Source organism: Agromyces sp. Y575, assembly GCF_059445445.1.
This window is the reverse complement of the sequence record NZ_JCAIUI010000002.1, coordinates 947,305-969,643: the sequence shown is the minus strand read 5'-3', so window position 1 is coordinate 969,643 and position 22,339 is coordinate 947,305. Positions and strand designations below refer to the sequence as shown.

Sequence of the window (22,339 nt, the reverse complement as noted above, 5' to 3'; positions counted from 1 at the left end):
CCATCGTTCCTACTTCTCCTTGGCGAGGGCTTCGTTCATCTGCTCCGCAAGGTCTTGCGCGACCTCGTCGACGGGGCGCTCACCCGAGTAGGCCTCGGGCAGCAGCTCGGTCTCGAGCTTGTTCCAGGCGCTCGTGTTCTTCGAGACCGGGAATGCCTGGGAGTACTCCGTCGCGGCATCCTCGAAGACCTGGAGGTTGTAGTCGGGAGCCGAGTCGACGAAGGCCTGCTGGGTGTCGTTGAACGCAGGGTTCGCCACGCCGAGCTCCGCCTGGATGATGGCGGCCTCCTCCGAGGCGAGGTAGGTGAGGAACGCCTGCGCTGCGGGGTCGCCGGCGGACTTCGCGTTGAGCACGTTGCCGATGCCGTGAATGACCGTCTGGCGATCACCCGACGGGGAGAGCGGCAGTTCGACGGCGGTGACGTCGTCCTTGACGACGGACTCCAGCAACGCGGAGACCTGCCAGTTGCCGGTCCACATCATGCCGGCCTGCCCGTTCGTGAACTTCGTCAGTCCCGTGGTGTCGGCATTCTGTGCGGGAGTGAGCATGGATCCGTCTGCGACCATGTCGGCCCAGAACTGCAGTGCTTCGATCGCTTTCGGGTCGTCGTAGCCCGATTCCCCGTCGGAGATGATGCTTCCGCCGTTGCTCAGAATGGAGGGGTAGACCATCGCCTGGGTGTCGAAGTTGTCACCCGAGCCGATGATCCCCTCGCCGCCCAACGTGTCGCTGATCTGCTTCGCGGCCGCGTGGTATTCGTCCCACGTCCAGTCGGACGTCGGCTCGGCGACGCCGGCACGCGAGAGGATGTCGCGGTTGTAGAAGACGGCGATCGTATCGAAGTCCTTCGGCACGCCGTACTGCACGCCGTCGAGAGTGTAGATGTCGTTCATCGCCTCTGGGTAGTCGGCCGTGTCCAGCACCTTCGCCTCTTCGAACGGCTCGAGAGGTGCCAGCAGGCCGTTGGAGGCGAACAGTTGGAGGTTCGGCCCGTTCATCCAGAAGACGTCGGGCAGAGTTCCGGATGACCCTTGAGTCTGCAGTTTGGTGAAGTACTGCGGGTACGCCGTGAGCTCGATGGAGACCTCCACATTCGGGTAGGTCTTGTTGAAGTCGGCGATGAGCTCCTCCATCGCCGGCTGCTGGTTGACATCCCAGATGGCGTAGGAGACGTCCCCGGTGACGTCGGCCGGGTCGGCGTTGGCATCGATCTCACTGGAGCCGGAATCCGCGCCAGACGCGCAACCGGACAGCAGGACGGCGATCGCGGCGACGCCGAGGCCTCTTTTCAGGAACCGCATGCGGCTTCTCACTTTCGTTCGTTCATGGGAGGGGACATCCGTCTGCGCCGTCGACCGAGTGCCGGTCAGTCAGCCTCGACCTGATGCCTGTCGAAGTACCGCTGTACTTCGACGGGGAGCGGGGCGATGGCTCGTGGCCTCGACCCGTCCCGCAGCGACTCGGCAGCTGTGATGCCCGTCGCGACGGCCTGTCTGGCGGCGACGGGCGACGTCTCGGTCGCACCGCCGTCGCGGACGAACCGCAGGAACTCGGCCATGGTCAGCTGGTCGGCGTCTCCATGACCTGCCTCGTCACCGTCGATCGGAAACTCGAGGTCACCGTGCTCCTGGTACTCGTGCCGCTTGTTCCACACGCGCACCACGCCGCCTGACGAGTCACCGAAGTTCTCGGCCCGCCCGTGCGTGCCGATGATCGTGTAGTTGCGCCAATAGTCGGGCGTGAAATGACACTGCTGGTACGAGGCGAGTACGCCATTGGCGAGCCGCATCTGGATCATCGAGATGTCTTCGACGTCGATGACGGGGTTGAGATCGGTCTGCTCAGTCGGAGGCCAGTTGTCGGAGCTGAACCAGTCGCCCATGAGACGGTCGGCGTTGTCTCGGCGGGAGGTGACGCCGCCGTAGACCATGAGGTCGCCCATGCCGGTGACGAGCTCGGTATAGGCCCCCGCGAGCCAGTGGATCACATCGATGTCGTGGGCGCCCTTCTGCAGCAGGAGGCTCCCGACACGGCTGCGCTCGGCGTGCCAGTCCTTGAAGTAGTAGTCGCCGCCGTTGCCGACGAAGTGCCTGCACCAGATGGCCTTCACCTCGCCGATGGCCCCGCTCTGCACGACGTCGCGCAGGGTGCGCACGACGCTCATGTGACGCATGTTGTGACCGACGTACAGCTTGCTTCCCGACTCATGGGCCGCAGCGAGGATGCGATCGCATTCTGCGAGGCTGATCGCGAGCGGCTTCTCGAGGTAGACGGCGATTCCAGCGCGCAACAGGAACTCCGCGACGTCGGCGTGCGCGTCATCGGGCGTCGTGATGACGGCGGCGTCGAGGTCGTACTCTGCGAACTGCCGGTAGTCGGTGACGAATGCGATCCCGTCGCCGAAGAGCGAGCGCGCGCGCTCTTCGGCTTGGGGGCGGAGGTCGGCGACGATGGTGAGCTCTGCGGCGGTGCCCTGCCCCGTCACCCACCGGCCGATACCGGCTCTCGCGCCGACACCGACGAGTCCGACTCGGAGTGCGGTGCTCACACGGTCTCATTCGCATCGGTCGGCGTCGTGATGTCGGGCACGGGGACTCCTGAGATTCCGAAGAGCTGGGTGGATGACTTCTGGAATGCGAGTGCGAGCGCTCCGAGCGCTGTTCCCACCGACCCCAGTGGGGACGCCACCACGGGGGGCTTGTCGGCGAGCACGCTGAGATGGTGGATCTCTGCGCTGAGCATGTCGACGAACAGGTCGGCGGAGTGCGAGAGGCCACCTCCGACGACGATGAGTGCAGGGTCCACGGCGAGGCTCACCGTCGTGATGAGCGGAGCGATCTCCTTCGTGAACGTGCGCACCTCGTCGAGCGCGGCCGTGTCACCATCGAGAGCCTTCGCGAAGACGCCTTCCGCGGTGTCGGCGCTCTTCCACGTGAGTTGACCCTTCACGGAGTTGCTGGCCCATCGCATGCCGCGCAGGCTGCCGACCTCGCCCGAGCTGTTGTGGGCTCCTTGGAAGATCTGGCCGTCGAAGGTCAGTGCCAGGGAGACCCGGTTGCCCGTTTGGATGTAGAGGATGTTCTCCACGGATTGCGCGGCGCCCATGTGGTGCTCGGCGAACGCGGCGAGCTTGATGTCGTTCTCGAGGAACGCATCGCACCCGAGATGGGCGCCGAGCTCTTCGGCGATTGCGAGACCGTTCCATGCGGGCACGGCGATGCTGTGTGCGAGGCGACCGTCATCCCCGAGGATTCCCGACACTGCGATGCACGCCGCACGCAGACGCGTGCGGGCAAGCCCGGTCGACTCCAGTGCCTGCACGACCGTGTCGCCGACGAATCGAAGACGTTCCTCGCTCTCGGGGGAGCCCTCGAAGCTGCGCTCGACACGGGCGATGACTCGGCCCCTGAGGTCTGCGATGAGCACGCGAACGTTTCGAGGCCCCGCGTCGATGCCTGCGACGAGTGAACTCGTCGCCTCCAACGCGAAACGGCGCGCAGGTCGCCCTCCGGCACTGGATGCACCTTCGGCCGCGTAGCTCGTGACGACACCTCGCTGCTCGAATGCGGCGATGACGGCATCGACCGTCGGGCGTGACAACCCGGTTCGCTGTGCGATGTCACTCAGCGTCAGTGGGGACGACGCGCTGCGCAGCACATGAACGCAGGAGAGCGCATTCGCGCGACGAATGTCAGCTGGACCAAATGTGTTCATTCGACCGTTCTCCTCCGTCGGCGTCATCGCTCGGGCATAACGCTAGCAGGTTACAAAACCGCCTATCGAAACCGTGCGACCATCGCGTTCACCTCGCCGCCCCTGCATCCCGGCCGCGAATACCGCGGGTCGCCGGCCGTACTGCGATGATGATCTTCAGAGGCGTGCCATCCCGCCGAGCAAGAAACCGAGCGGCTTCCTGCGACGGCGCTCGACCTGTGACACGTTCCATCGGTTCCTGAGAGCCGCTTCCCCACCGGAGATCATCTTGGCGATCAAGCTGCGCACAGACACGTCCGACAGATACAAGCCTGAACCGTCGGTGCTCACGGCACTGCGCACGCCGCGCATCCTCACGAAAGAGGTGCTGGCCGGTCTCGTGGTCGCCGTCGCGCTCATCCCCGAGGCGATCTCCTTCTCGATCATCGCGGGGGTCGACCCGCGCGTGGGGCTCTTCTCCTCGTTCGTGATGGCGGTTTCCATCGCCTTCCTCGGCGGCCGCCCGGCCATGATCACCGCAGCGACCGGCGCCGTCGCGCTCGTCATCGCACCAGTCGCCCGCGAGTACGGGATGGACTACTTCATCGCCACCGTCATCCTCGGCGGAATCTTCCAGGTGATCATGGGCGTGCTCGGTGTCGCGCGCCTCATGCGCTTCATCCCGCGAAGCGTGATGGTCGGCTTCGTCAACTCGCTCGCGATCCTGATCTTCACCGCCCAGCTTCCGCAGCTGATCGGGGTGCCGTGGTTGGTGTATCCGCTGGTCGCTGCCGGGTTGCTCATCATGGTGTTCATGCCGAAGCTGACCAAGCTCGTTCCGGCCCCGCTCGTCGCGATCGTCCTGATCACGGCCGCGACCGTCGCCACAGGCCTCAACGTGCCGACCGTCGGCGACCAGGGCGAACTGCCCGAGAGCCTGCCCGAGCTGTTCATCCCGAACATCCCGCTCACTTGGGAGACGTTCACCACCATCGCCCCGTACGCGCTCGCGTTGGCCCTCGTCGGCCTGCTCGAGTCGTTGATGACGGCGAAGCTCGTCGACGACATCACCGATACGCACTCGCGCAAGACCCGCGAATCGCTCGGCCAGGGCGCCGCGAACATCCTCTCCGGCCTGTTCGGCGGCATGGGCGGTTGCGCGATGATCGGCCAGACCATGATCAACGTCAAGGTCTCGGGCGCCCGCACCCGAATCTCGACATTCCTCGCCGGTGTGTTCCTGCTGGTGCTCATCCTCGTGCTCGGCGACGTCGTCGCGATCATCCCGATGGCCGCGCTCGTCGCAGTCATGATCATGGTCACGGTCGCGACCTTCGACTGGCACTCCATCCGGTGGACCACACTCAAGCGCATGCCGAAGAGCGAGACTCTGGTCATGGTCGCCACCGTCGCAGTCGTCGTGGCTACTCACAACCTCGCCATCGGCGTCATCGTGGGCGTCATCGTCGCCATGGTCGCGTTCGCCCGCAGGGTCGCCCACTTCGCAACCGTCGTACGTAGCATCGACGCGGACGCGAGCGTGCCGACCGTCAACTACACGGTCGATGGCGAGCTCTTCTTCGCCTCGAGCAACGACCTCACGACGCAGTTCGAGTACGCCGACGACCCCGAACGAGTCGTCATCGACCTGTCGAATTCACACATCTGGGATGCCTCGACGGTCGCCGCCCTCGACGCCATCACGACGAAGTACGAGCATCACGGCAAGCGTGCCGTGATCGTTGGACTGAACGAAGCGAGCACCACGATGCGCGACCGGCTCGCCGGCAATCTCGGCGCCGGGCACTGACGTTCAGCTCGCGAACCCGAGTTGCTGCAGGCGAACACCCAGTAGGGCTGTCGGTGGTCGGGTGCAGACTGGCTGCATGTGCGGACGATTCGCGAACGACGCAAAGCTCGATGAGCTCATCCAGGAGTTCGTCGCAGAGGGCAACGACTACCGCGACTGGAAGCCCCAGTACTCGATCGCCCCGACCCAGCTCGTGCCGATCGTGCGCGAGCGGCAGAACAAGCAGACCGGTGAGATCACCCGCTCGATCGATGCCGCCGTGTGGAACTTCCACCCCTCGTTCATGAAGGAGTCCAAGCGCCCGCAGTTCAACACCCGCATCGAGACGGTCGCGACCAACGGACTGTGGAAGGGCGCGTTCGCTTCATCCCGGTGCCTCGTGCCGATGCGCGGCTACTACGAGTGGACCGGTGAGCCGGGCCACAAACAGGCATTCTTCCTGCACGGCGAGCAGCCGCTGCTCGCCGCCGCCGGCATCTACACCACCCGCAAGATCGGCGACGAATGGGAGGTCTCGACGTCGATCATCACGCGCGAGGCCAGGGATGCCTCGGGCGAGGTGCACGATCGCATGCCTGTCTTCCTCGAGCGCGACGCATGGCAGGAGTACCTGGCGCCGGTGAAGCTCGACGACGAAGGCAAAGCCGAGATGCTCGACCTGCTCACCTCCGAGTCCAAGCGCGTCGCCGCCACGATCTCCAATTACGAGGTCGACCGCCGGGTCAACAACTCGCGCGCCGTCGACCCGGCCGACCCGAGCCTGATCACTCCGCTCGGCTGAGTCGAAGTCGCCCCCGGGCAGCGCCTGCGCGCCGAGCAGCGGGTCTCCATGGGAGTCTCCGGAGAATCGGCGGCGAGCCCTTGCGGCATCCGCTCACTCTCGGAATCGTGGCTGACTCGCCGCCAGACAGGAAGGGGAGCAACATGCTCACACTCACCGAATCGGCAACCACGGTCGTGAAGGCCATCGTCGCGCAGAGCATCGGGTCGACCGATGGAGGCCTTCGCATCAACAGCGACGATCCGGAGGCCACCGAGTTCGCGGTGCGCATCGTCGAGGCGCCCGAAGACCTCGATGCGATCGTCGAACGCGACGGCGCGCGCGTCTATCTCGGCACGAATGCCGTCATCGCGCTCGACGACAAGGTGCTCGACGCCGAGATCGGCGACGACGGCACCGCCCGGTTCGCCATCGCGACGCAGGGCTGAGTCCGAGGTCGCCCGGGCGAGCGGTCTACGCCGCCGCCCGGGCGAACCCGGCCCCCGCGGTACGGGGAGCGGCCCGATCACGGCGTCGACGCGGGCGCCGCCTCGAGCCGGCCGGATGCCACGGCAGCGACGAATGCCTCGAAGTCGCGTTCGTTCTGGTCGGCGTAGCCGACCGCGAAATCGGCGACCGCCTCATCGAACCGGTCGCTGCCACCGAGGTACGCGGCGATCGCCACCCGGTCGCCCGAACGAGCGTGGGCCCGCGCGAGCGTCTCGCCGCAGATGCGCGCGTAGAGCTTCGCCCCGGTCGGCCTCGCGTGCTCGACGTCGAAGCCGCCCTTCCAGTCGTGCAACTGTCTCAGGTAGTAGTCGCGTTCCACGCCATCATGGCCGGTCACCCGCTGCCACCCGAGGAACAGATCACTCGCGGCCTGCATCAGGCGTTGGCCCCTGACGACGCGTTCACCGTGATGTTCGTATCGGCTCGGCCCCAGGAACCGTTCGAGCACCGACGACTGGGACTGTTTCGCCTGCAGCAACAGCGGGTCGTCGTTGTCACGACCGCGCAACAGCACGATCCACGCCCTGGTGCCGACACTCCCGACGCCGACGACCTTCCGGGCCATGTGCACGAAGGTGTACTCGCGCAACGGATGCCTCGAGAGGGGCAGCGTCGCCTCGTAGTCACGCAGCAACGCGCGCATCTGCTGCTCATCGTCGTCGCGAGAACGGTCGTCGGGCCGTAAGTCCTCGAGAGGCACGATCAACGGCGGGTCGCCCGTGATTCGCAGGTCACCGTCGACGACGCTCACGAGCTTCGAGAATGCGCGCATGCCGTCACGGGTTCGGGCTTTCGAGATTGTCGCCTCGGTGCGTTTCACCTCTTCCTTCAGCACCCGGGCCGCCCGATGCTCGTCGCGGACCCATTCGGCGATCTGGTCGGCGTCGAGCCGGTCGTACCAGGCGTCGAGCACGCGCGATGCGGCAGACCGGCGCATCCGCTTGCGATAACCGCGCACCGACTCGACGGCGATCGCTCGTCGCTCGATCTCGGTGAAGCCGAGCTGCCTGCCTGCGACCTCGAAGCTCGCGGCGAGCCGCTTGACGTCCCACTCCCACGGGCCGGGCAGCGTCTCGTCGAAGTCGTTGATGTCGAAGACGAGCTTGCGTTCGGGTGTACCGAAGACGCCGAAGTTCGAGAGGTGGGCGTCGCCGCAGATCTGCGCGGTGATGCCCGAGTCGGCCGTGCCGGCCAGGTCGGCGGCCATGATGAGGGCCGCGCCCCGGTAGAAGGCGAACGGCGAGACCATCATGCGAGCGTGCCGGATCGGGATGAGCTCGGGCACCCGGGTCGTCGCCTGCTCTTCGAGCAGCGCGACGGGGTCCGGCCGGTCGGCGGCCGGGCGCCAGTCGGCGTGCGCGCCCCTCGGTGAGCGGCGCCGGGCCGCGCGCCCCAACTGGGCGCGGCCCGCGAAGTCGGTCGGTGAGGGTTGCGACACCTCGGCCTCGGGCGGCGAGACGGCGTCGGATGTCGCGTGGTGGGCCTTCATGGTGCTCCCCCGTTCTTCGTGGCGACCGGCCGAGTCACGTGACCGGCGGGGCATCCGCATTCTCAGGCCGTCGCCCCATGACCTCTGCGGGGATGCCGCGCGAGAACAACAGCGATGCGAGTGCGAACACGATGAGCGCGAAGAACGCGGTGCGCAGTGACGAGATCTGCGATTCGCTGTAGACGCGGGTGAGTTCTTCGCCCTCGGCCTCTGAGAGCCCCGCCTTCTCCGCGATGTCGTCGACGTCGGCGGCCGGCACGATCTCGACGCCGGTCTGCGTGCGTTCGTCGATGATCGACCTGACCTCGGCCGGGAGCTCGCTCGACACCACCCCCGAGGCGAACGAGGTGGCGAGCGCCCCGATCAGCACCGATCCGATGAGCGCCGTGCCGAGCGAGGAGCCGAGGTTCTGGAACACGCCCTGCAGTCCGCCGACCTCGCTGGTCTGCGACTCGGTCACGCTCGACATGTTGACGTTTCCGAGCTGAGACGCGAGCAGGCCGAGGGCGGCACCGGCGATGAACATGCCGCACCCGAAGGCGATGCTCTGCAGTTCGAGGTCGACCGACCCGAGCAGCAGCACGGAGGCCACCACGAGCGCTACCTGGCCCCATCGCACGATGCGTCGCGGCGACCACAGCCGCGAAAGCCGCGTGCCGATGATCGAGAAGAGGATGAGCGAGATCGAGAGCGGGAAGATCTTGAGCCCCGTCTCGAGCGCATCGAGCCCGAGAGTCATCTGCAGGTACACCGGCACCATGAAGAAGAGCCCGGCCGTGATCGTGTACTGCGCGCCGAGCACCGCGAGTCCGCTGCGGAGCCGGGTGATCGAGAACAGCGACACGTCGAGGAGCGGCGCCCGCCCCGCGGCTGAAAGCCGGCGCTGACGGCGCATGAACAGTGCGAGCAGCGCGCCGCCGGCGAGTATGAGCCACGCACACAGCGAGATGCCGAGCGGTGCGATCTCGACGCCGCCGATCTCGGGCGACTGCAGCGGCGTGATCCAGCCCCACGTCTTGCTCTGCAGCATGCCGAGCACCACGAACACGAGCCCGACAGCCGAGAGCAGCACGCTCCACACGTCGATGCGCACCGTCTGACGGGCGGTGCGGTCGGCGATCACGCGAGTGAAGAGCACGACCACGATCATGATGACGACCTCGGCGACGAACACGTACCGCCAGCTCGCATAGGTCGTGAGAAAGCCGCCGATGAGCGGACCGGCCGCGACTGCAGCGCCCGAGACCGCCCCGATGATCGCGTACGCGGTGATGCGGTCGGGGCCTTCGTAATTGTCGGCGATGAGCGCCGCGACCGCCGGGATGACGAGCACCGCACCGACGCCCTCGATGATCGACCAGCCGAGGAAGAGGACCTGCACGTTCGGGCTCAGTGCCGTCATGAGCGAGCCGACGGCGTAGATGCACGAGCCGATGACGAAGGCCCGCCGCCGCCCCCACACGTCGCCGAGCTTCGCGCCGAGCAGCATGAGCGAGGCCATCGTGAGCGTGTAGAACGTGATCGCCGTCTGCATCGCGGTGACACTCGTGTCGAGGTCTTCGACCACCGTCGAGATGGAGACGTTCATGACGGTGCCGTCGAGGACCATGACGAACTGGGCGGATCCGAGGACCGCGACGACCGACCACTTGTTCATGTGACCCCGCTTCCGACAACGACGTGGAACGAGCGGTCGGGCGGGCCGGCTGACCCGGGCGACCTTGGCAAGGTGCAGCCGAGGTCAGTATGGCAGCGGATGCCCCGTGGCGGGCGATTTTCTGCGTGCGAAGTGAGCGTTTCTCACCCCGCTGATCGGGCGTGCGCTGCGTTGGTCCAGCGCCGATCGCGCGTCGGTCGCGTCAGTCGCGTCAGTCGAGCGCCGTCCACTCGTCGATCGAGACCGCGTCGAGCCCCGCGAGCGCCTCGGCGACGGCCGGCTTCGTCTTCCCGCAGACATCGACGGGGTAGCGCACGGAGACGACCGACCCGTCGGCGGCCTCGAGCCAGAGCGGGGGCACGAGCTCCATCGAGGCCGCGCACACCGTGTCGGGCGGGGAGGCGTCATCAGGTGCCGCGAGCGCGCTGAGCAGCGGGCCGAAGTCGCCCTCGTACCGGGTCACCGTCACCACGACGTCGAGCGCGCCGTGGCTCCGGCCCGCGTCGCGCATCTCGAACTCGCAGCCGAGCGCCGCGACGACGTCGAACCTGGCGGGCACCCGCCCAGGCTCGGGAATCGGTGTCGCCGCCGGTGCGTCGGGCGATGGCACGAGCAGTCCGTTGAGCGTGCGGCAGTCGACGGCGCCGTAGGTCACGGCCGGGGCGTCCGGTTCCTCCACGACGACGGAGGGCAGCGGTGCAGGGGGCTCGGGCAGCGGCGAGGCCGGGAGGTTCTGGGCGCACCCCGACAGGAGCGCCGCACCGGCGACGACGGCCAGCAACCGCGCGGCGGCAGATCGAGCGTGGGACATCCGGGCCTCCCTGGCAGAGTGATCGACGTTCAATCTCTAGAGACGAACGAATGCCCCGAAACGTTGTGGTCCCGGTCGCGAGGATAACCCGGCGAAGCCTCAGACGTGCACGCCCTCCATGAACGGCTCGTACCGGTAGCCGTCGTCGTCAAGGATCGCGACGGTCGACTCCGGCACTTCGACGAATGCGCCGGGCAGGTTGTTGAGGGGCTCGGAGACGACGACGCGCGCCTTCTGGCCGAAGAGACGCAGGCGCGGGAAATCCGGGTACATCTCCTGCAGCGTCGGAATGTCCACGGAATGGAACAACGTGCGCGACTCCCCCTCCGACGAGTACCGGAAGGCCCAGATCGTCGCTCCGTCGGCGATGGCGACCGTGCCCTGCATCGGATACCCGATGCCGTGCTCGTGGCCGGTCTCCTCGACGAACCGCACGGCCTTCGTCATGCCTGCGATCGGGTCGTCGAGGAGACCGAACGTCAAGGCGAGATAGAAGAGCACCTCCGAGTCGGTCGTGCCCAGTACGTCGGGGTAGAGCGACGGATCGATGGCGAAAGTGAGCTCACGCTTGATCGTGCTGAAGCCGTGGATGACTCCGTTGTGCATGAAGAGCCAGTTGTGGTGGCGGAACGGATGGCAGTTGGTGCGCTGGATCGGCGGACCTCCGGCCGCACGCACGTGGCTGAAGAACAGCGGGCTTTCGATCGACTCGGTGATCTCGCGGAGGTTCTCGTCATTCCAGGCCGGTTCGACGCTGTGGAACGTCGACGGACGGCTCCCCGCCGTCGAGCCGGGGGGATACCAGCCGACGCCGAAGCCGTCGCCGTTGACCGTTTCGGCGCCGAGTGGCGAATCGAGTGCCTGCGCGACGAGCGAGTGCTGCGCGTCGAGGATCACGAGGGAGGGTTGGAGCGGTTCTCCCGAGTATGCAAGCCAGCGACACATGCGACTCAACTCCTTCGTCGGCACCGACATGAGGATGCGGTCAGCCTAGCGCCGTCGCGAGTGTTCCTCACCTATTTTGTTGCGCCGTCAGCCGGCCGGTGCCGGTTCCGCAGGTGCAGCCGGTGCAGCCGGTGCCGCGACCGGGCACTTCGCGAGTTCGCGCATCTTCGTGGTGGCCTGCTCGAACGACCACGGCAACTCGACCAGTGGCAGTTCGTGGTCGGCGGCCGCGCCCGCCTTGGACGCGAGTGAAGCGAGTGCGAACGCCGTCTCACGCACGAAACCTTCACCCGACGTCGAATTGTTGAGCGCCACGACGATTGTGAGGCCGCTCTTCGGGTCGGTGAATGCCGCGGTGAGCGCGCCCGTCGACTCACCCGCAGTTCCACGCATCGGTCCGTACTCGGCCCCGCCGATGCCCCACCCGTGCCACGCGGGTGCGTCGGCACCCATCGGGATCGACGTCCACTGCGTGCGGGCGGTCGCCTCGTCGAGCAACGCGCCGGTTGCGAACGCAGCGCTCAACCGGCGTGCGTCTTCGAGACTCGACACGGCGCCGGCGGCCGCCCCACCCATCGAGCTCGACTGCGAACTGTCGTCGCGACGCACCGCGCAATCGAGCGCGCCGTCTTGCGCGATCGCAGCGGAATAGGCGCCGAGTCCGTCGTCGAGCTCGGTGTCGGTCGGCGTCGGAAGCGAGGTGTCGTCAAGATCGAGCGGGTCGAACACATAGCGCTCGGCGAGTTGACTCCAGCTGAGTCCCGTGCGTCGCTCGAGCGCCATCGCCAACAGCAGGATGCCCGTGCGCGAATGCGCCCACTGCTCACCGGGCTGGCCGGTGCGCGGCAGCGCGAGCCCGCTCGAGAGCAGCTCGTTCGGCGGCCAGATGCGCTCGGGGTTCGCGACGAAGTGGCTGCGCAGGCCCGGGTAGTAGTCGGCGATGCCGGAAGTGTGCTGGCAGAGTTGCCCGAGCGTGACGTCGTCGAGACTCGGCACCCAGTCCACGTATTCCGCGACCTGGTCGTCGAGCTGCACCTGCCCTTCGTCGACGAGGCGCAGCAGCACCGTGCACGTCACTTCGGTCGTGAGCGTGCCGAGGTGGAACTCGGTGTCGACGGTGACCGGCGCGGGCTTCTCGCTGAAGTCGACGGTGCCCGAGGCACCCGCCCACTCCCCCGACCACGGTGACCACGCACCGGCGATTCCCCCACTCGATCCGCTGAGGGCGACGGCCTCGTCGAGCACCGCCTGCAACTCACCGGCGAGCTGCTCGCCGAAGGCCGCATCGACGGGATCGAGATCGGCCATCGGGTCGACCGAGCCGCCGGTGCAGCTCGTGAGCGTGAGCGCACCGACGAGCGCGACAGCGAGAAACCCCCGCCGCCACTTGCCCCCAGACTCTTCAGCCACCAAGCTCCCCTCAGCCGTGTGTCCGCTGAAATTGTAACCCGCCGTTACGGTAGCGATCGCACAGCCGGGTCTCCGCCGCCGCAAATGTTGCACAAACGCGACGCTGTCAATTCTGCGACGACGCAATCTCGCGATCGGCGCCCGTCATGAACCGCTCGACGTTGCGATCAACGATGATGTCGTTCGGTCGCAACGGGCGGGCCAGGTAGAGCCCGTCGAGCGAGGTGAGGCGGCTGAGCGCGACGTAGGTCTGGCCCGGGCTGAAGACGCGCTGGCCGAGGTCGACGATCGCGGTGTCGTAGCTCGCGCCCTGCGATTTGTGTATGGTAACCGCCCAGGCCAGTTTCAACGGGAACTGCGTGAACTCGGCCACGACCTGCTTCTCGAGCTTCTTGCGCGTCGGATCCCAGGTGTACTTGTACTTCTCCCAGGTGACCTGCTCGATCTCGTGCTCTTCGCCGTCGATCTCGATGCGCACGGCCCGATCGAGCGATGTCACCGTACCGATCGTGCCGTTCACCCAGCGCTGGCCCTCTGGCCCGATCGCGGTGTCGTTGCGCAGGAACATCACTTGCGCGCCGATCTTCAGCTCGAGGTTCTCGTCGGCGGGGTACGCGCGACCACCGAAATCGCCGGTGACCTCGGCCTCGTTGCCGTGCGATTGCCCCGGCAGCCGGTGCAGTTGCGTGTGGTTGATGCGGTTGACGGTGTCATTGCGGGTCGCGAGCGTGATCGCACCCTGTTCGGGCAACGGGCGTCGGGCACCCACGCTGTTCAGCACACCGGCGATCTCTGCGGTGACCCGGCCGTGTCGCACCGCGTTCAGCATGAGCTTGAAGTCGTCGTCGTGCTGGCGGTGGATCTCGCCGAGTTCGAAGATGCGCAGATCGGTCTCACGCCACACTTTCGCGTCGAAGAACCACATCGAGTCGTAGGTGTCGGCGAAGTAGGCGCGCTCGTCGGCGTCGCCCGGCACCGGCGCGAGTTGATAGGGGTCGCCGAAGAGCACGACCTGCGCGCCGCCGAACGGTTCGAGCGGCCGCTGCCTCGCCTGCCGCAGCGAGCGATCCAACGCATCCATCAGGTCGGCGTTCACCATCGACACCTCGTCGATGACGAGCGTGTCCATGGCGTTCAGGATCTTGCGCACCGTGTCGTTCTGCTCGATGACGTGGTCGGCGATGACGCCGATCGGCAGCCGGAACAGCGAGTGAATGGTCTGTCCGCCGACGTTCAGGGCGGCCACGCCCGTCGGCGCGCAGATCACGATCTGCTTCTGCGTGTGCCAGTTCAAGTGGTTCAGCAGCGTGGACTTGCCGGTGCCGGCGCGGCCGGTGACGAAGACGTGCTCACGGGTGCCCTCGATCGCCCCGAAGACCGCCGCCTGTTCGCGGCTGAGGGTCACATTCTGCACTGGGGCGCTTTCGATTCGGCGAGCGGATGCCGCGGGGCGAGTGTTTCGCTCCCACTGTAACCGCCTCGCCGTGGGGTTCGTGCGGCGCTGGGGCCCTTCCGCTCAGAGCTCGGCTCTCAGTTCCCGCCGTTGCCTCCCATCTACACTTGGGCAGGTGGGGAGCTCCGGAGTGCGCAACAGTCGGGTGTCGCCGCTGTCCGTCGTCGGTTGGGTCGGGCTCGCGATGCTCGTCATGGGCGCGTTCTTCGCCGCGCTGGGCGCCCTGAACCAGACGGTCTACGGTGCCTCGAACTTCATAGAACGCTACCTCTCCGCCATCGCGAACGACGACATCGCGACCGCCTCGACGACCCCAGGGGTCGCGCTCGATGCCGCAGAGCTCGAAGCCCTCGGGCTGCCGGCCAACGTGTCGACGGCAATGCTCCGCACCGGCGTCGTGGAGTCCGGCCCCGAAGACATCAGCATCGTGAGCGATGTGGCGCACGCCGACGGCACGCACACGGTGATGGCCACCTACCGGCTCGAGACCGCGATCGTCGAGTCCTCCTTCGACGTGCGACCCATCGATCCCCTCTACGGCGTGCTGAACCGCTGGGAGTTCGCGGTCAGCCCGCTCGCCGTGGTCGACGTGACCGCCGCGCACTACCCGCTCTTCACCGTGGGCTCGCTCACCCTCGACTCCCGTGCGACGAAATCCGGCGAGGAGCTCGCCGCATTCACGCAAGTCACGCCGTACCTCGCGATCGCGCCGGCGGTCTACGAGTTCTCGTACAGCTCGGTGCTGCTCGAGGCGGTGCCGGTGGCACTGCAGGCCGATGCATCGGCGCGCGTGCCCGTGACGGTCGACGCGCAGCCGACCGCCGCGTTCGTCGAGCGGGTGCAGGTGAGGGTCGACGCCTTCCTCGCGGAGTGCGCCACGCAGACCGTGCTGCAGCCAGCGAAGTGCCCCTTCGGCATCGAGATCGACGACCGCGTCGTCGGAGAGCCGGTATGGAGCATCGTGAGCGTGCCGCAGGTCACCCTCACTCCCGGTGAGGCATCGTTCGACATGCCGCCGACCGAGGGCGTCGCGCACATCTCGGTCGACGTGCAGTCGCTCTTCGACGGCCACCACTTCACCCTCGAAGAGGATCGCCCGTACACCATCGCCCTCTCGGCGACGATCCAGCCCGACGGCAACATCGCGATCCAGCTGAAGTAGCCCCAGTCTTCGGCGTGGCAGCAGCTACGGCCGGCCGTCGCGTTCGGCGATCGCCGCGAGCTGCGCGTTGTAGGCCTCGAGCTCGGCGTCGCCCGTGCGATCGGCGTGCCGATCGCGTCGCTTCGACTCCTTCTCGTCGCTGCGGGCCCACTGCACGGCCACCGCGATCGCGAGCGCCACCGTCGGGATCTCGCCGATCGACCAGGCGATGCCGCCGCCGAGCTGCTGATCGATGAGCGCATCGGTGCCCCACCCCATCGCGCCGTACCAATCGGCGAGCAACAGGCCAGTGCTCGACATGATCGTGAGTCCGAAGAACGCGTGGAACGCCATGGTGCCGAGCAGCAGCACCAGCCGGAACGGATACGGCAGGCGGTACGGCACCGGATCGATGCCGATGAGCGACTGCACGAACAGGTAGCCCGTGATGAGGAAGTGCACGATCATCCACTCGTGCCCGATGTGGTCGAGCATGGTCCAACGGAAGAGCGGCGAGTAGTAGAAGACCCACAGCGACCCGGCGAAGAGCACCGCGGCCACGATCGGGTTGGCGATGATGCCGGCGAACTTCGAGTGCACGGCGAGCAGGATCCACTCGCGGCCGCCGCGACTGCCGTCTTTGCGGGCACGGATGGCGCGGGCCGCGAGCGTCACCGGTGCGCCGGGCACGAGCAGCACCGGCACCGCCATCGTCAGCACCATGTGCGCGAGCATGTGCGCCGAGAACAAGTACTGCTCGTAGACGTTCACGCCGCCGTTCGTGATGTAGGCGAGCAGCAGCAGGCCGGCGACCCAGAGCACCGTGCGGTAGACGGGCCAACGGTCGCCGCGCTTGTGGAGGCGACGCACGCCCGCGAGGTAGAAGAAGATGCCGAAGCCGCAGGCGAGCAGCCAGATGAGGTCGGGGTTCCACTCGGTGAAGAAGCGCGTCCACTCGGGCCAGGGCGGCAGCGGCTCGCCCGTCAGGAACTGAGCGGGAGAGTCGGCGACCCCGGCAGTGACCTTCTCGGGCACCGGGGGCGCCGTGCGTGCAAGGGCGGCTGCGACACCTGACGCGAGACCCATGAATGCGAGCTCGGCGACGACGAGCCACCAGAAAGCACCCCCACCGCTCGCCGGGCGAGTAGCGCCCGACGCAGGAGGACGCGTATCGAGACCCGCCGCCGAGGAACCCCCGCCGTCTGCCGGTCGAGTAGCGCCCGACGCAGGAGGACGCGTATCGAGACCCGCCGCCGAGGAACCCACGCCCCGCGACATCCGCCCGATCAGGAACCGCCGCTGGGCCGCACCGAACAGTCCCAACGCGATGAGCGCAACGACCTTCGCGACGACGAGCATTCCATAGGGCGTGAGGAGCTGATCCCATTCGCCGATGCGCAGCGCCGCGCTCGCGTACCCCGACAGCGCCACCACGATGAAGCAGATGAGCGCGACCGTCGAGTAGCGGGCCAGCACGACGGGCAGTCGCTCCGCCCCGAGCTCGCGCTTCAGCACCACGATCGTGACGAGTCCGCCCAGCCACACCGACGCGAACACGAGGTGCAGGCCGAGCGCGGTGATCGCCGCGGCATGCCCGGCTGCCCCTGCTGCGTGCCCCTGCTGCGCGAGCGGCACGAGCGACGCGACCGCGAGCACCGTCACGAACACGAGGGCGGTCTGGTTGCGAACTGCGAAGCACAGCACGGTGACTGCCGCCGCGACGAGCGTCGTCGTGAGCAACGCCTGCCCGAGCTCGATGGTGGTGACGAACTGGCCGAGCTTCTGCCCGAAGGAATCGCTCAGGTCGAACGGCACGCTCGTGACGAGCAGGAAGGTGAAGAGGCCGGTCGCGGCACTCGCGACGGTCATGACGGCAGCGGATGCCGCGGCCACATCGAGCGCGAGATCGAACTCGCGCCGCTTCGGACTGAGCGCCCACACTGCGAGCACGAGCGCCCCGATCATGCCCGCAGCGCCGAGGTTCACGAAGAGCTTGGCCACCGGCACGCCGTAGCGGGCGATCGGTCCGGGATCTTGGATCAGCTGCTCGGCCGCTCCCCCGCCGAAGGCAAGGCCGGCGAACGTCGCGGCGAGGGCGACGGCGATGAGCGCGGCAGGACCGAGCACTCGAACGGAGCGGGGCACCGAACCAGCCTAGACGGCGGTGCCCGAGCGCCCGCCCAGAGCGGCGCGCACCGGCGCGCACCGCGAGCCCGCGGCATCCGTCACCCTCACAGGCTTACCCACTGCGCGGGGAGGAGATCCAACGGCGAAGGGGCGCGCGGCTCACGCCGCACGCCCCTTCGGGAAGTCGCAGTTACTTCGCAGCAGCCTTGAGCTTCGAACCAGCCGAAACCTTGACCGAGTAACCGGCCGGAATCTGGAGCTCGGCGCCCGTCTGCGGGTTGCGGCCGGTGCGCGCAGCACGGTGCGTGCGCTCGACGGCGAGCCACCCGGGGATCGAGACCTTGGTGCCGGAGCCCACGGACTCGGCGAGCGCCTCGAAGAGACCGCCGAGAACGGCGTCGACGGTGGCCTGGCTCTGTCCGGTCGACGCTGCGACCTTCGCGACGAGCTCGGTCTTGTTGAGCGACTTGTCAGCCATTGAATGTCCTCCTCGGACCTTCGCTGTTGGGTACAGCATTTGTGAGTTCTCAGGAACGATCGTTCAACCGCCCCCATGGCCGATCAGGCCGCTTCGAATGTAGCAGAGACCCCCGGAATCCCGCGGATTTCCGGGCTTTTTGGCCACATTCGTTCGGCGTGTCGCGCAACGTTCGCTCTGGGCGCGACGATGTGGGCTCACTCTCGCCTCGTCTTGCGGCTCGAGGATCTCGTTCGCTCTGGGCGCGACGATGTGGCTCGCGCTCACGCAAATGAGCTGAGCGGATGCCCCGCAATGCGGCATCCGCTCAGCTCTGCAGTTCGATCCGGCCGTCCGCCGGACCTCGTCAACCCTGAATCGCCTGCCAGCGCTCGAGGAACGCGGCGAGTTCAGCGCGTCGTCGGGGCCGAAGTTGCCTCACGCTCCGAAACGGAGAGGTGCCTACGCCATGGGCAGAACTCCCCCGTTCAACTCGCAATTGCGCCGATCATGCGGCGCAGACGACGAAAGGGGCGTTCCTTTCGGAACGCCCCTTTCGGGTAAGCCTGACGTCTGTCGTCGAGTTACCAGGACGACTTCGTGATGCCGGGCAGCTCGCCGCGGTGCGCCATGTCACGGAAGCGGACGCGCGAGACGCCGAACTTCGTGAGCACGCCACGGGGGCGGCCGTCGATCGCGTCACGCGAACGCACGCGGATCGGCGATGCGTTGCGGGGCAGTTTCTGCAGGCCCTGACGAGCGGCCTCGCGGCTCTCGTCGGTGCCGTTGGGGTCGACGAGCGCCTTCTTCAGCTCGAGGCGCTTCGCGGCGTACCGCTCGACGATCACCTTGCGCTGTTCGTTGCGCGCGATCTTGCTCTTCTTCGCCATGTCTTAGCGCTCCTCTCGGAAGTCGACGTGCTTGCGCACTACGGGGTCGTACTTCTTGAGCACGAGACGGTCGGGGTTGTTGCGGCGGTTCTTGCGGGTCACGTACGTGTACCCGGTGCCGGCGGTCGACCGAAGCTTGATGATCGGGCGGATATCTTGTGCTTTCGCCATTAGAGCTTCACCCCACGTGCCTGCATGTCCTTGACCACTGCCTCAATGCCACGAGCGTCGATCACCTTGATGCCCTTGGCGGACACGTTGATGGTGATCTTGCGCCGCAGCGACGGCACGAAATAGGTCTTCTTCTGCACGTTCGGGTCGAAGCGGCGCTTCGTCCGACGGTGCGAGTGCGAGATATTGTGTCCGAAGCCGGGAATGGCTCCGGTCACCTGGCACACTGCTGCCATTGGTTTCCTCCAATACCGAGGGGCGGATGCCCCTCCCAAGGTCTCTTGTCTGCTGACCTTCCCCACACGAATGCCCGCGATTTCTCGCGTGTCGTCGATGGGGATTGTCGCGGCATGGGCAGTGGAAGTGCCCAGCCAACGAGCCAGCTTACCAGAAAGGGCGGAGGCGGCCGAACCGAGCGGATGGCGCGGCGACGCAGCTCTTCGGCCGCGTGGCGCCCGCCCTCGATGCTGTAGTGGAGAGTATTACAACGAGAGGTCGAGACCCGATTCGGATTCAGCATCGGTTCGGGGCACGGCGACCCGGTCGTCGTCGATCGAGCAGCCGCACGACTCGCGAATGATGAGCTCGGTGGGGAAGGTCGTCAGGCCCGGCGTCAGCTCACCGGTCACGAGCTGACGGATGGCTTCGTCGGCCATCGCCGCGATCGGTTGGGAGACCGTGGTCAGCGGCGGCCAGGTGTAGGCCGACTCCATCGTGCCGTCGAAGGAGACCACGGCGATGTCTTCGGGAACGCGCAGCCCGACCCGATGCAGCGCGGCCAGCAGGCCGACCGCGATCTGGTCGGATGCCGCGAACACCGCACGGGGTCGGCGCTCCGATTCGGCGAGCGCGAGGCCGGCCTGATATCCGCCGTCGTACGAGAACGGTGCGCGCAACCGGGGCCCGAGGGCCAGTCCCGCCTCACTCAGCGCATCGGACCAGCCGCGTTCGCGTCGGTCGATGGCGAGCGCGCTTCCGACGAACGCGATCTCGCGATAGCCGTGCCCGATGAGGTGCTCCACGGCCTGCTGCGCTCCGGCCCTGAAGTCCACACCGATCGCCGGCGTCTCGCTCGCGCCCGTGTACTGGTTGATCAGCACGACAGGAATGTCGAGCGACTCGATGATCGCCTGCTCGACCGCGGTGAGGAGGTCGGCGATGATGAGGCCGCCGATCTGACGTGCAGCGAGGTCGTGGATCTGGTCGGCCGCCGCGACGTGCTCGCGGTCGGAGTTGGCGATGAGCAACGAGCGGTTGCGGCGAACGGTCGCTCGATCGAGCGCGTGGCAGAGCTGCGCGAAGAACGGGTTACGGCTGTCGACGACGATCATGCCGATCATGTCGGCCGACCCCGTCGACAGTGCGCGTGCCGCAGCGTTCGGCCGGTACCCGAGCACCCGTACCGCCTCGAGCACCCGCTCGCGAGTGAGCGGCGCGACCGGCTTCGGCCCGTTGTTCAGCACGTAGCTCACGACCGCCGTGCTCACCCTGCTGTAGCGGGCCACATCGGCTCGAGTGACCTTCCTGGCCCTGGGCAGCTCGCTCATCTCAGATTCCCTCGTTCAGCGGCGGGCGGGTGATGCAGCGGCCGACGGCGTCGCGTGAGTGCAAGGCTAGCGACTGACCGCCTCGCTCGACGTCAGGCGAGCGGATGCTTCTGGCTCGCCGAGGTCGGGGATCACCAGGCGTTCGCCGCCCCGCCGAGCCGACTCGTGCGCGATCACGCCGGGCAGCGTGAACCGCGCCGCGGTCCAGGCGTTCACCGGCGGCAGCGTGCCCTGCTCGACGGAACGCACGAAGTCGTCGACGAGGAAGTGGTGGCTGCCCTCGTGCCCGTTGTGGAGGCCACGCAGCTCTTCGGGGATGCGCGAACGGTCGTGGATCGCGGCGTACCCCGACACGAAGGCGTCGCGCAGAGCTGGTGCGACGTGCGCGAGCGACGGATCGTCTGCATCGAGCGACGGGTTGGTGTCGATGAGCTCGGAGACCTCCTCGACCCCTTCCCGCGTCTGCCAGTACGAGGCCGTCGTGACCTGCTCGAAGGTGCCCTCGGTGCCGAACCAACGGAAGCGCGACTCACGCCGGTGCGACGGGAACCCGACGCGACGGAACTCGTTGATGCGCATCGACCCGCCCGCGGCGAGCTCGAAGAGCGCGGTGACGTTCGAGAAGTCGTTGTCGAACTGGCTGACCTCGCGATCGAACACGCCGTCACCGCGATCGTCGACGACGCCCACTGCGGAGACCGCGGTCGCGAAGGTGGGCCAGGCGCCGAGCACGCCGCCGATGGAGTGCGTCGGGTAGAGCATGGGCGGGTAGCTCGCCGTCGCCTTCCAGTTCTCGCCGCCGCTGTAGCGGTACGCGTCGTAGAAACCGAGGTCCATGTCGTGCACGTAGTCGCCCTCGGCGTAGAAGAGCCGGCCGAACTCGCCGGCCGCGAGCTTCTCGCGGGCGAAGACGGTGGCCGGGTTGTAGTAGCTCGTCTCGCCCATCATGTAGGTGAGCCCTGTCTCGCGGACCGCCTCGATGATCGCCGCGATCTCGTCGGCGGAAATGGCCATCGGCACTGCGGAGTACACGTGCTTGCCGGCCCGGAGCGCACGCACGACGAGCGGGCCGTGGGTCCAGCGCTGCGTGAAGATCGCGATGGCGTCGACCGGCGAGGCGAGCATCTCGTCGAAGCTCCCCATGGTGCCCGCGAGCCCGGCCGTGGCGACGAGCTCGTCGGCCCGTTCGGGGATCGTGTCGGTCACGTACACCTCGGAAACGCCGGGGTGGTGATGGAAGAGGGTCGCGAACTGGCCTGAGAACTGGCCAGCGCCGACGATGCCCAACGAGAACGCCATGGTGTTTCCTTCGCCTTGCACGCAAGCCGAATTGCTCGCGTCTGAGGGGCAGTCTCGCATCGTGTTCTACGCGTGTCAACCAAGATCTGCAGGCTGTAATCCAATGAAATACTGGGATGCACTCACGCTTGCGATTCAGAATCTACGCGGGTAACCTCTGAGCTACCC

General features: G+C 67.1%; 20 protein-coding genes. 4 read left to right on the top strand and 16 right to left on the bottom strand.

What is annotated here, in order from left to right; genetic code table 11:
- Positions 1-9: 9 nt before the first annotated feature.
- The 3 genes from AC1C2U_RS10610 to AC1C2U_RS10600 form a co-directional block, all read right to left on the bottom strand.
- On the bottom strand, positions 10-1,302 hold the full coding sequence (locus AC1C2U_RS10610; RefSeq protein ID WP_495361698.1) for an ABC transporter substrate-binding protein: 1,293 nt from the start codon (positions 1,300-1,302) through the stop codon (positions 10-12).
- Positions 1,303-1,367: 65 nt separating this feature from the next.
- A complete protein-coding gene (locus AC1C2U_RS10605) occupies positions 1,368-2,549 on the bottom strand; it encodes a Gfo/Idh/MocA family protein (protein ID WP_495361697.1) in 1,182 nt (393 codons plus the stop codon).
- The gene (locus tag AC1C2U_RS10600) at positions 2,546-3,715 is read right to left on the bottom strand and encodes an ROK family transcriptional regulator (protein WP_495361696.1); all 1,170 of its coding nucleotides are present in this window, start codon (positions 3,713-3,715) and stop codon (positions 2,546-2,548) included. Before AC1C2U_RS10600 ends, AC1C2U_RS10605 begins: the two co-directional genes overlap by 4 nt.
- A 322-nt stretch (positions 3,716-4,037) precedes the next feature.
- Between AC1C2U_RS10600 and AC1C2U_RS10595 the strand changes: the two genes are divergently transcribed.
- The 3 genes from AC1C2U_RS10595 (at position 4,038) to AC1C2U_RS10585 (ending at position 6,713) form a co-directional block, all read left to right on the top strand.
- Entirely contained in the window at positions 4,038-5,504 is a 1,467-nt protein-coding gene (locus AC1C2U_RS10595; RefSeq protein ID WP_495361695.1) for a SulP family inorganic anion transporter, read from the top strand.
- A 76-nt stretch (positions 5,505-5,580) separates the two neighbouring features.
- Positions 5,581-6,285 (top strand): SOS response-associated peptidase, encoded by a 705-nt coding sequence (locus AC1C2U_RS10590; protein WP_495361694.1) that lies wholly within the window; start codon positions 5,581-5,583, stop codon positions 6,283-6,285.
- Positions 6,286-6,428: 143 nt separating this feature from the next.
- A complete protein-coding gene (locus tag AC1C2U_RS10585; protein WP_495361693.1) occupies positions 6,429-6,713 on the top strand; it encodes an iron-sulfur cluster assembly accessory protein in 285 nt (94 codons plus the stop codon).
- 77 nt (positions 6,714-6,790) lie between these two features.
- Here AC1C2U_RS10585 and AC1C2U_RS10580 read toward each other — a convergent pair whose 3' ends face one another.
- The 6 genes from AC1C2U_RS10580 to AC1C2U_RS10555 all read right to left on the bottom strand — a co-directional run bounded on the left by AC1C2U_RS10580 (position 6,791) and on the right by AC1C2U_RS10555 (position 14,500).
- Positions 6,791-8,263 carry a DUF2252 domain-containing protein gene (locus AC1C2U_RS10580; RefSeq protein WP_495361692.1) on the bottom strand — a complete coding sequence of 491 codons (1,473 nt, stop codon included), beginning with the start codon at positions 8,261-8,263 and terminating at the stop codon, positions 6,791-6,793.
- Positions 8,264-8,297: 34 nt separating this feature from the next.
- Complete coding sequence (locus AC1C2U_RS10575) at positions 8,298-9,920, bottom strand: MFS transporter (protein ID WP_495361691.1); 1,623 nt, start codon at positions 9,918-9,920, stop codon at positions 8,298-8,300.
- Positions 9,921-10,131: 211 nt separating this feature from the next.
- Positions 10,132-10,731: a hypothetical protein gene (locus tag AC1C2U_RS10570; protein WP_495361690.1), complete on the bottom strand. Its 600-nt coding sequence runs from the start codon at positions 10,729-10,731 to the stop codon at positions 10,132-10,134.
- A 99-nt stretch (positions 10,732-10,830) separates the two neighbouring features.
- Positions 10,831-11,676, bottom strand: coding sequence for a class II glutamine amidotransferase (locus tag AC1C2U_RS10565; protein ID WP_495361689.1), 846 nt, complete (start codon positions 11,674-11,676; stop codon positions 10,831-10,833).
- An 87-nt stretch (positions 11,677-11,763) separates the two neighbouring features.
- Positions 11,764-13,086, bottom strand: a complete 1,323-nt coding sequence (locus AC1C2U_RS10560; RefSeq protein ID WP_495361688.1) for a serine hydrolase domain-containing protein — start codon at positions 13,084-13,086, stop codon at positions 11,764-11,766.
- A 106-nt stretch (positions 13,087-13,192) separates the two neighbouring features.
- Positions 13,193-14,500 carry an ATP-dependent DNA helicase gene (locus AC1C2U_RS10555; RefSeq protein WP_495361687.1) on the bottom strand — a complete coding sequence of 436 codons (1,308 nt, stop codon included), beginning with the start codon at positions 14,498-14,500 and terminating at the stop codon, positions 13,193-13,195.
- A 154-nt stretch (positions 14,501-14,654) separates the two neighbouring features.
- On the opposite strand from AC1C2U_RS10555, the gene AC1C2U_RS10550 reads away from it, so the two are divergent.
- The gene (locus AC1C2U_RS10550) at positions 14,655-15,701 is read left to right on the top strand and encodes a hypothetical protein (protein WP_495361686.1); all 1,047 of its coding nucleotides are present in this window, start codon (positions 14,655-14,657) and stop codon (positions 15,699-15,701) included.
- 24 nt (positions 15,702-15,725) lie between these two features.
- Here AC1C2U_RS10550 and AC1C2U_RS10545 read toward each other — a convergent pair whose 3' ends face one another.
- From AC1C2U_RS10545 to AC1C2U_RS10515, 7 genes are all read right to left on the bottom strand, one after another.
- Entirely contained in the window at positions 15,726-17,825 is a 2,100-nt protein-coding gene (locus tag AC1C2U_RS10545) for a bifunctional copper resistance protein CopD/cytochrome c oxidase assembly protein (RefSeq protein WP_495361685.1), read from the bottom strand.
- A gap of 172 nt (positions 17,826-17,997) precedes the next feature.
- Positions 17,998-18,285 carry an HU family DNA-binding protein gene (locus tag AC1C2U_RS10540; RefSeq protein ID WP_139415757.1) on the bottom strand — a complete coding sequence of 96 codons (288 nt, stop codon included), beginning with the start codon at positions 18,283-18,285 and terminating at the stop codon, positions 17,998-18,000.
- Positions 18,286-18,848: 563 nt separating this feature from the next.
- A complete protein-coding gene (gene rpsN, locus AC1C2U_RS10535) occupies positions 18,849-19,154 on the bottom strand; it encodes a 30S ribosomal protein S14 (protein ID WP_495352100.1) in 306 nt (101 codons plus the stop codon).
- A gap of 3 nt (positions 19,155-19,157) precedes the next feature.
- Positions 19,158-19,325, bottom strand: coding sequence for a 50S ribosomal protein L33 (rpmG, locus tag AC1C2U_RS10530; protein WP_022892462.1), 168 nt, complete (start codon positions 19,323-19,325; stop codon positions 19,158-19,160).
- The gene (gene rpmB, locus AC1C2U_RS10525; protein WP_495352099.1) at positions 19,325-19,561 is read right to left on the bottom strand and encodes a 50S ribosomal protein L28; all 237 of its coding nucleotides are present in this window, start codon (positions 19,559-19,561) and stop codon (positions 19,325-19,327) included. The genes rpmG and rpmB overlap by 1 nt, the downstream gene beginning before the upstream one ends.
- A 246-nt stretch (positions 19,562-19,807) precedes the next feature.
- Positions 19,808-20,872 (bottom strand): LacI family DNA-binding transcriptional regulator, encoded by a 1,065-nt coding sequence (locus tag AC1C2U_RS10520; protein WP_495361684.1) that lies wholly within the window; start codon positions 20,870-20,872, stop codon positions 19,808-19,810.
- A gap of 66 nt (positions 20,873-20,938) precedes the next feature.
- A complete protein-coding gene (locus AC1C2U_RS10515; RefSeq protein WP_495361683.1) occupies positions 20,939-22,171 on the bottom strand; it encodes a Gfo/Idh/MocA family protein in 1,233 nt (410 codons plus the stop codon).
- Between the last annotated feature and the right edge of the window lie 168 nt (positions 22,172-22,339).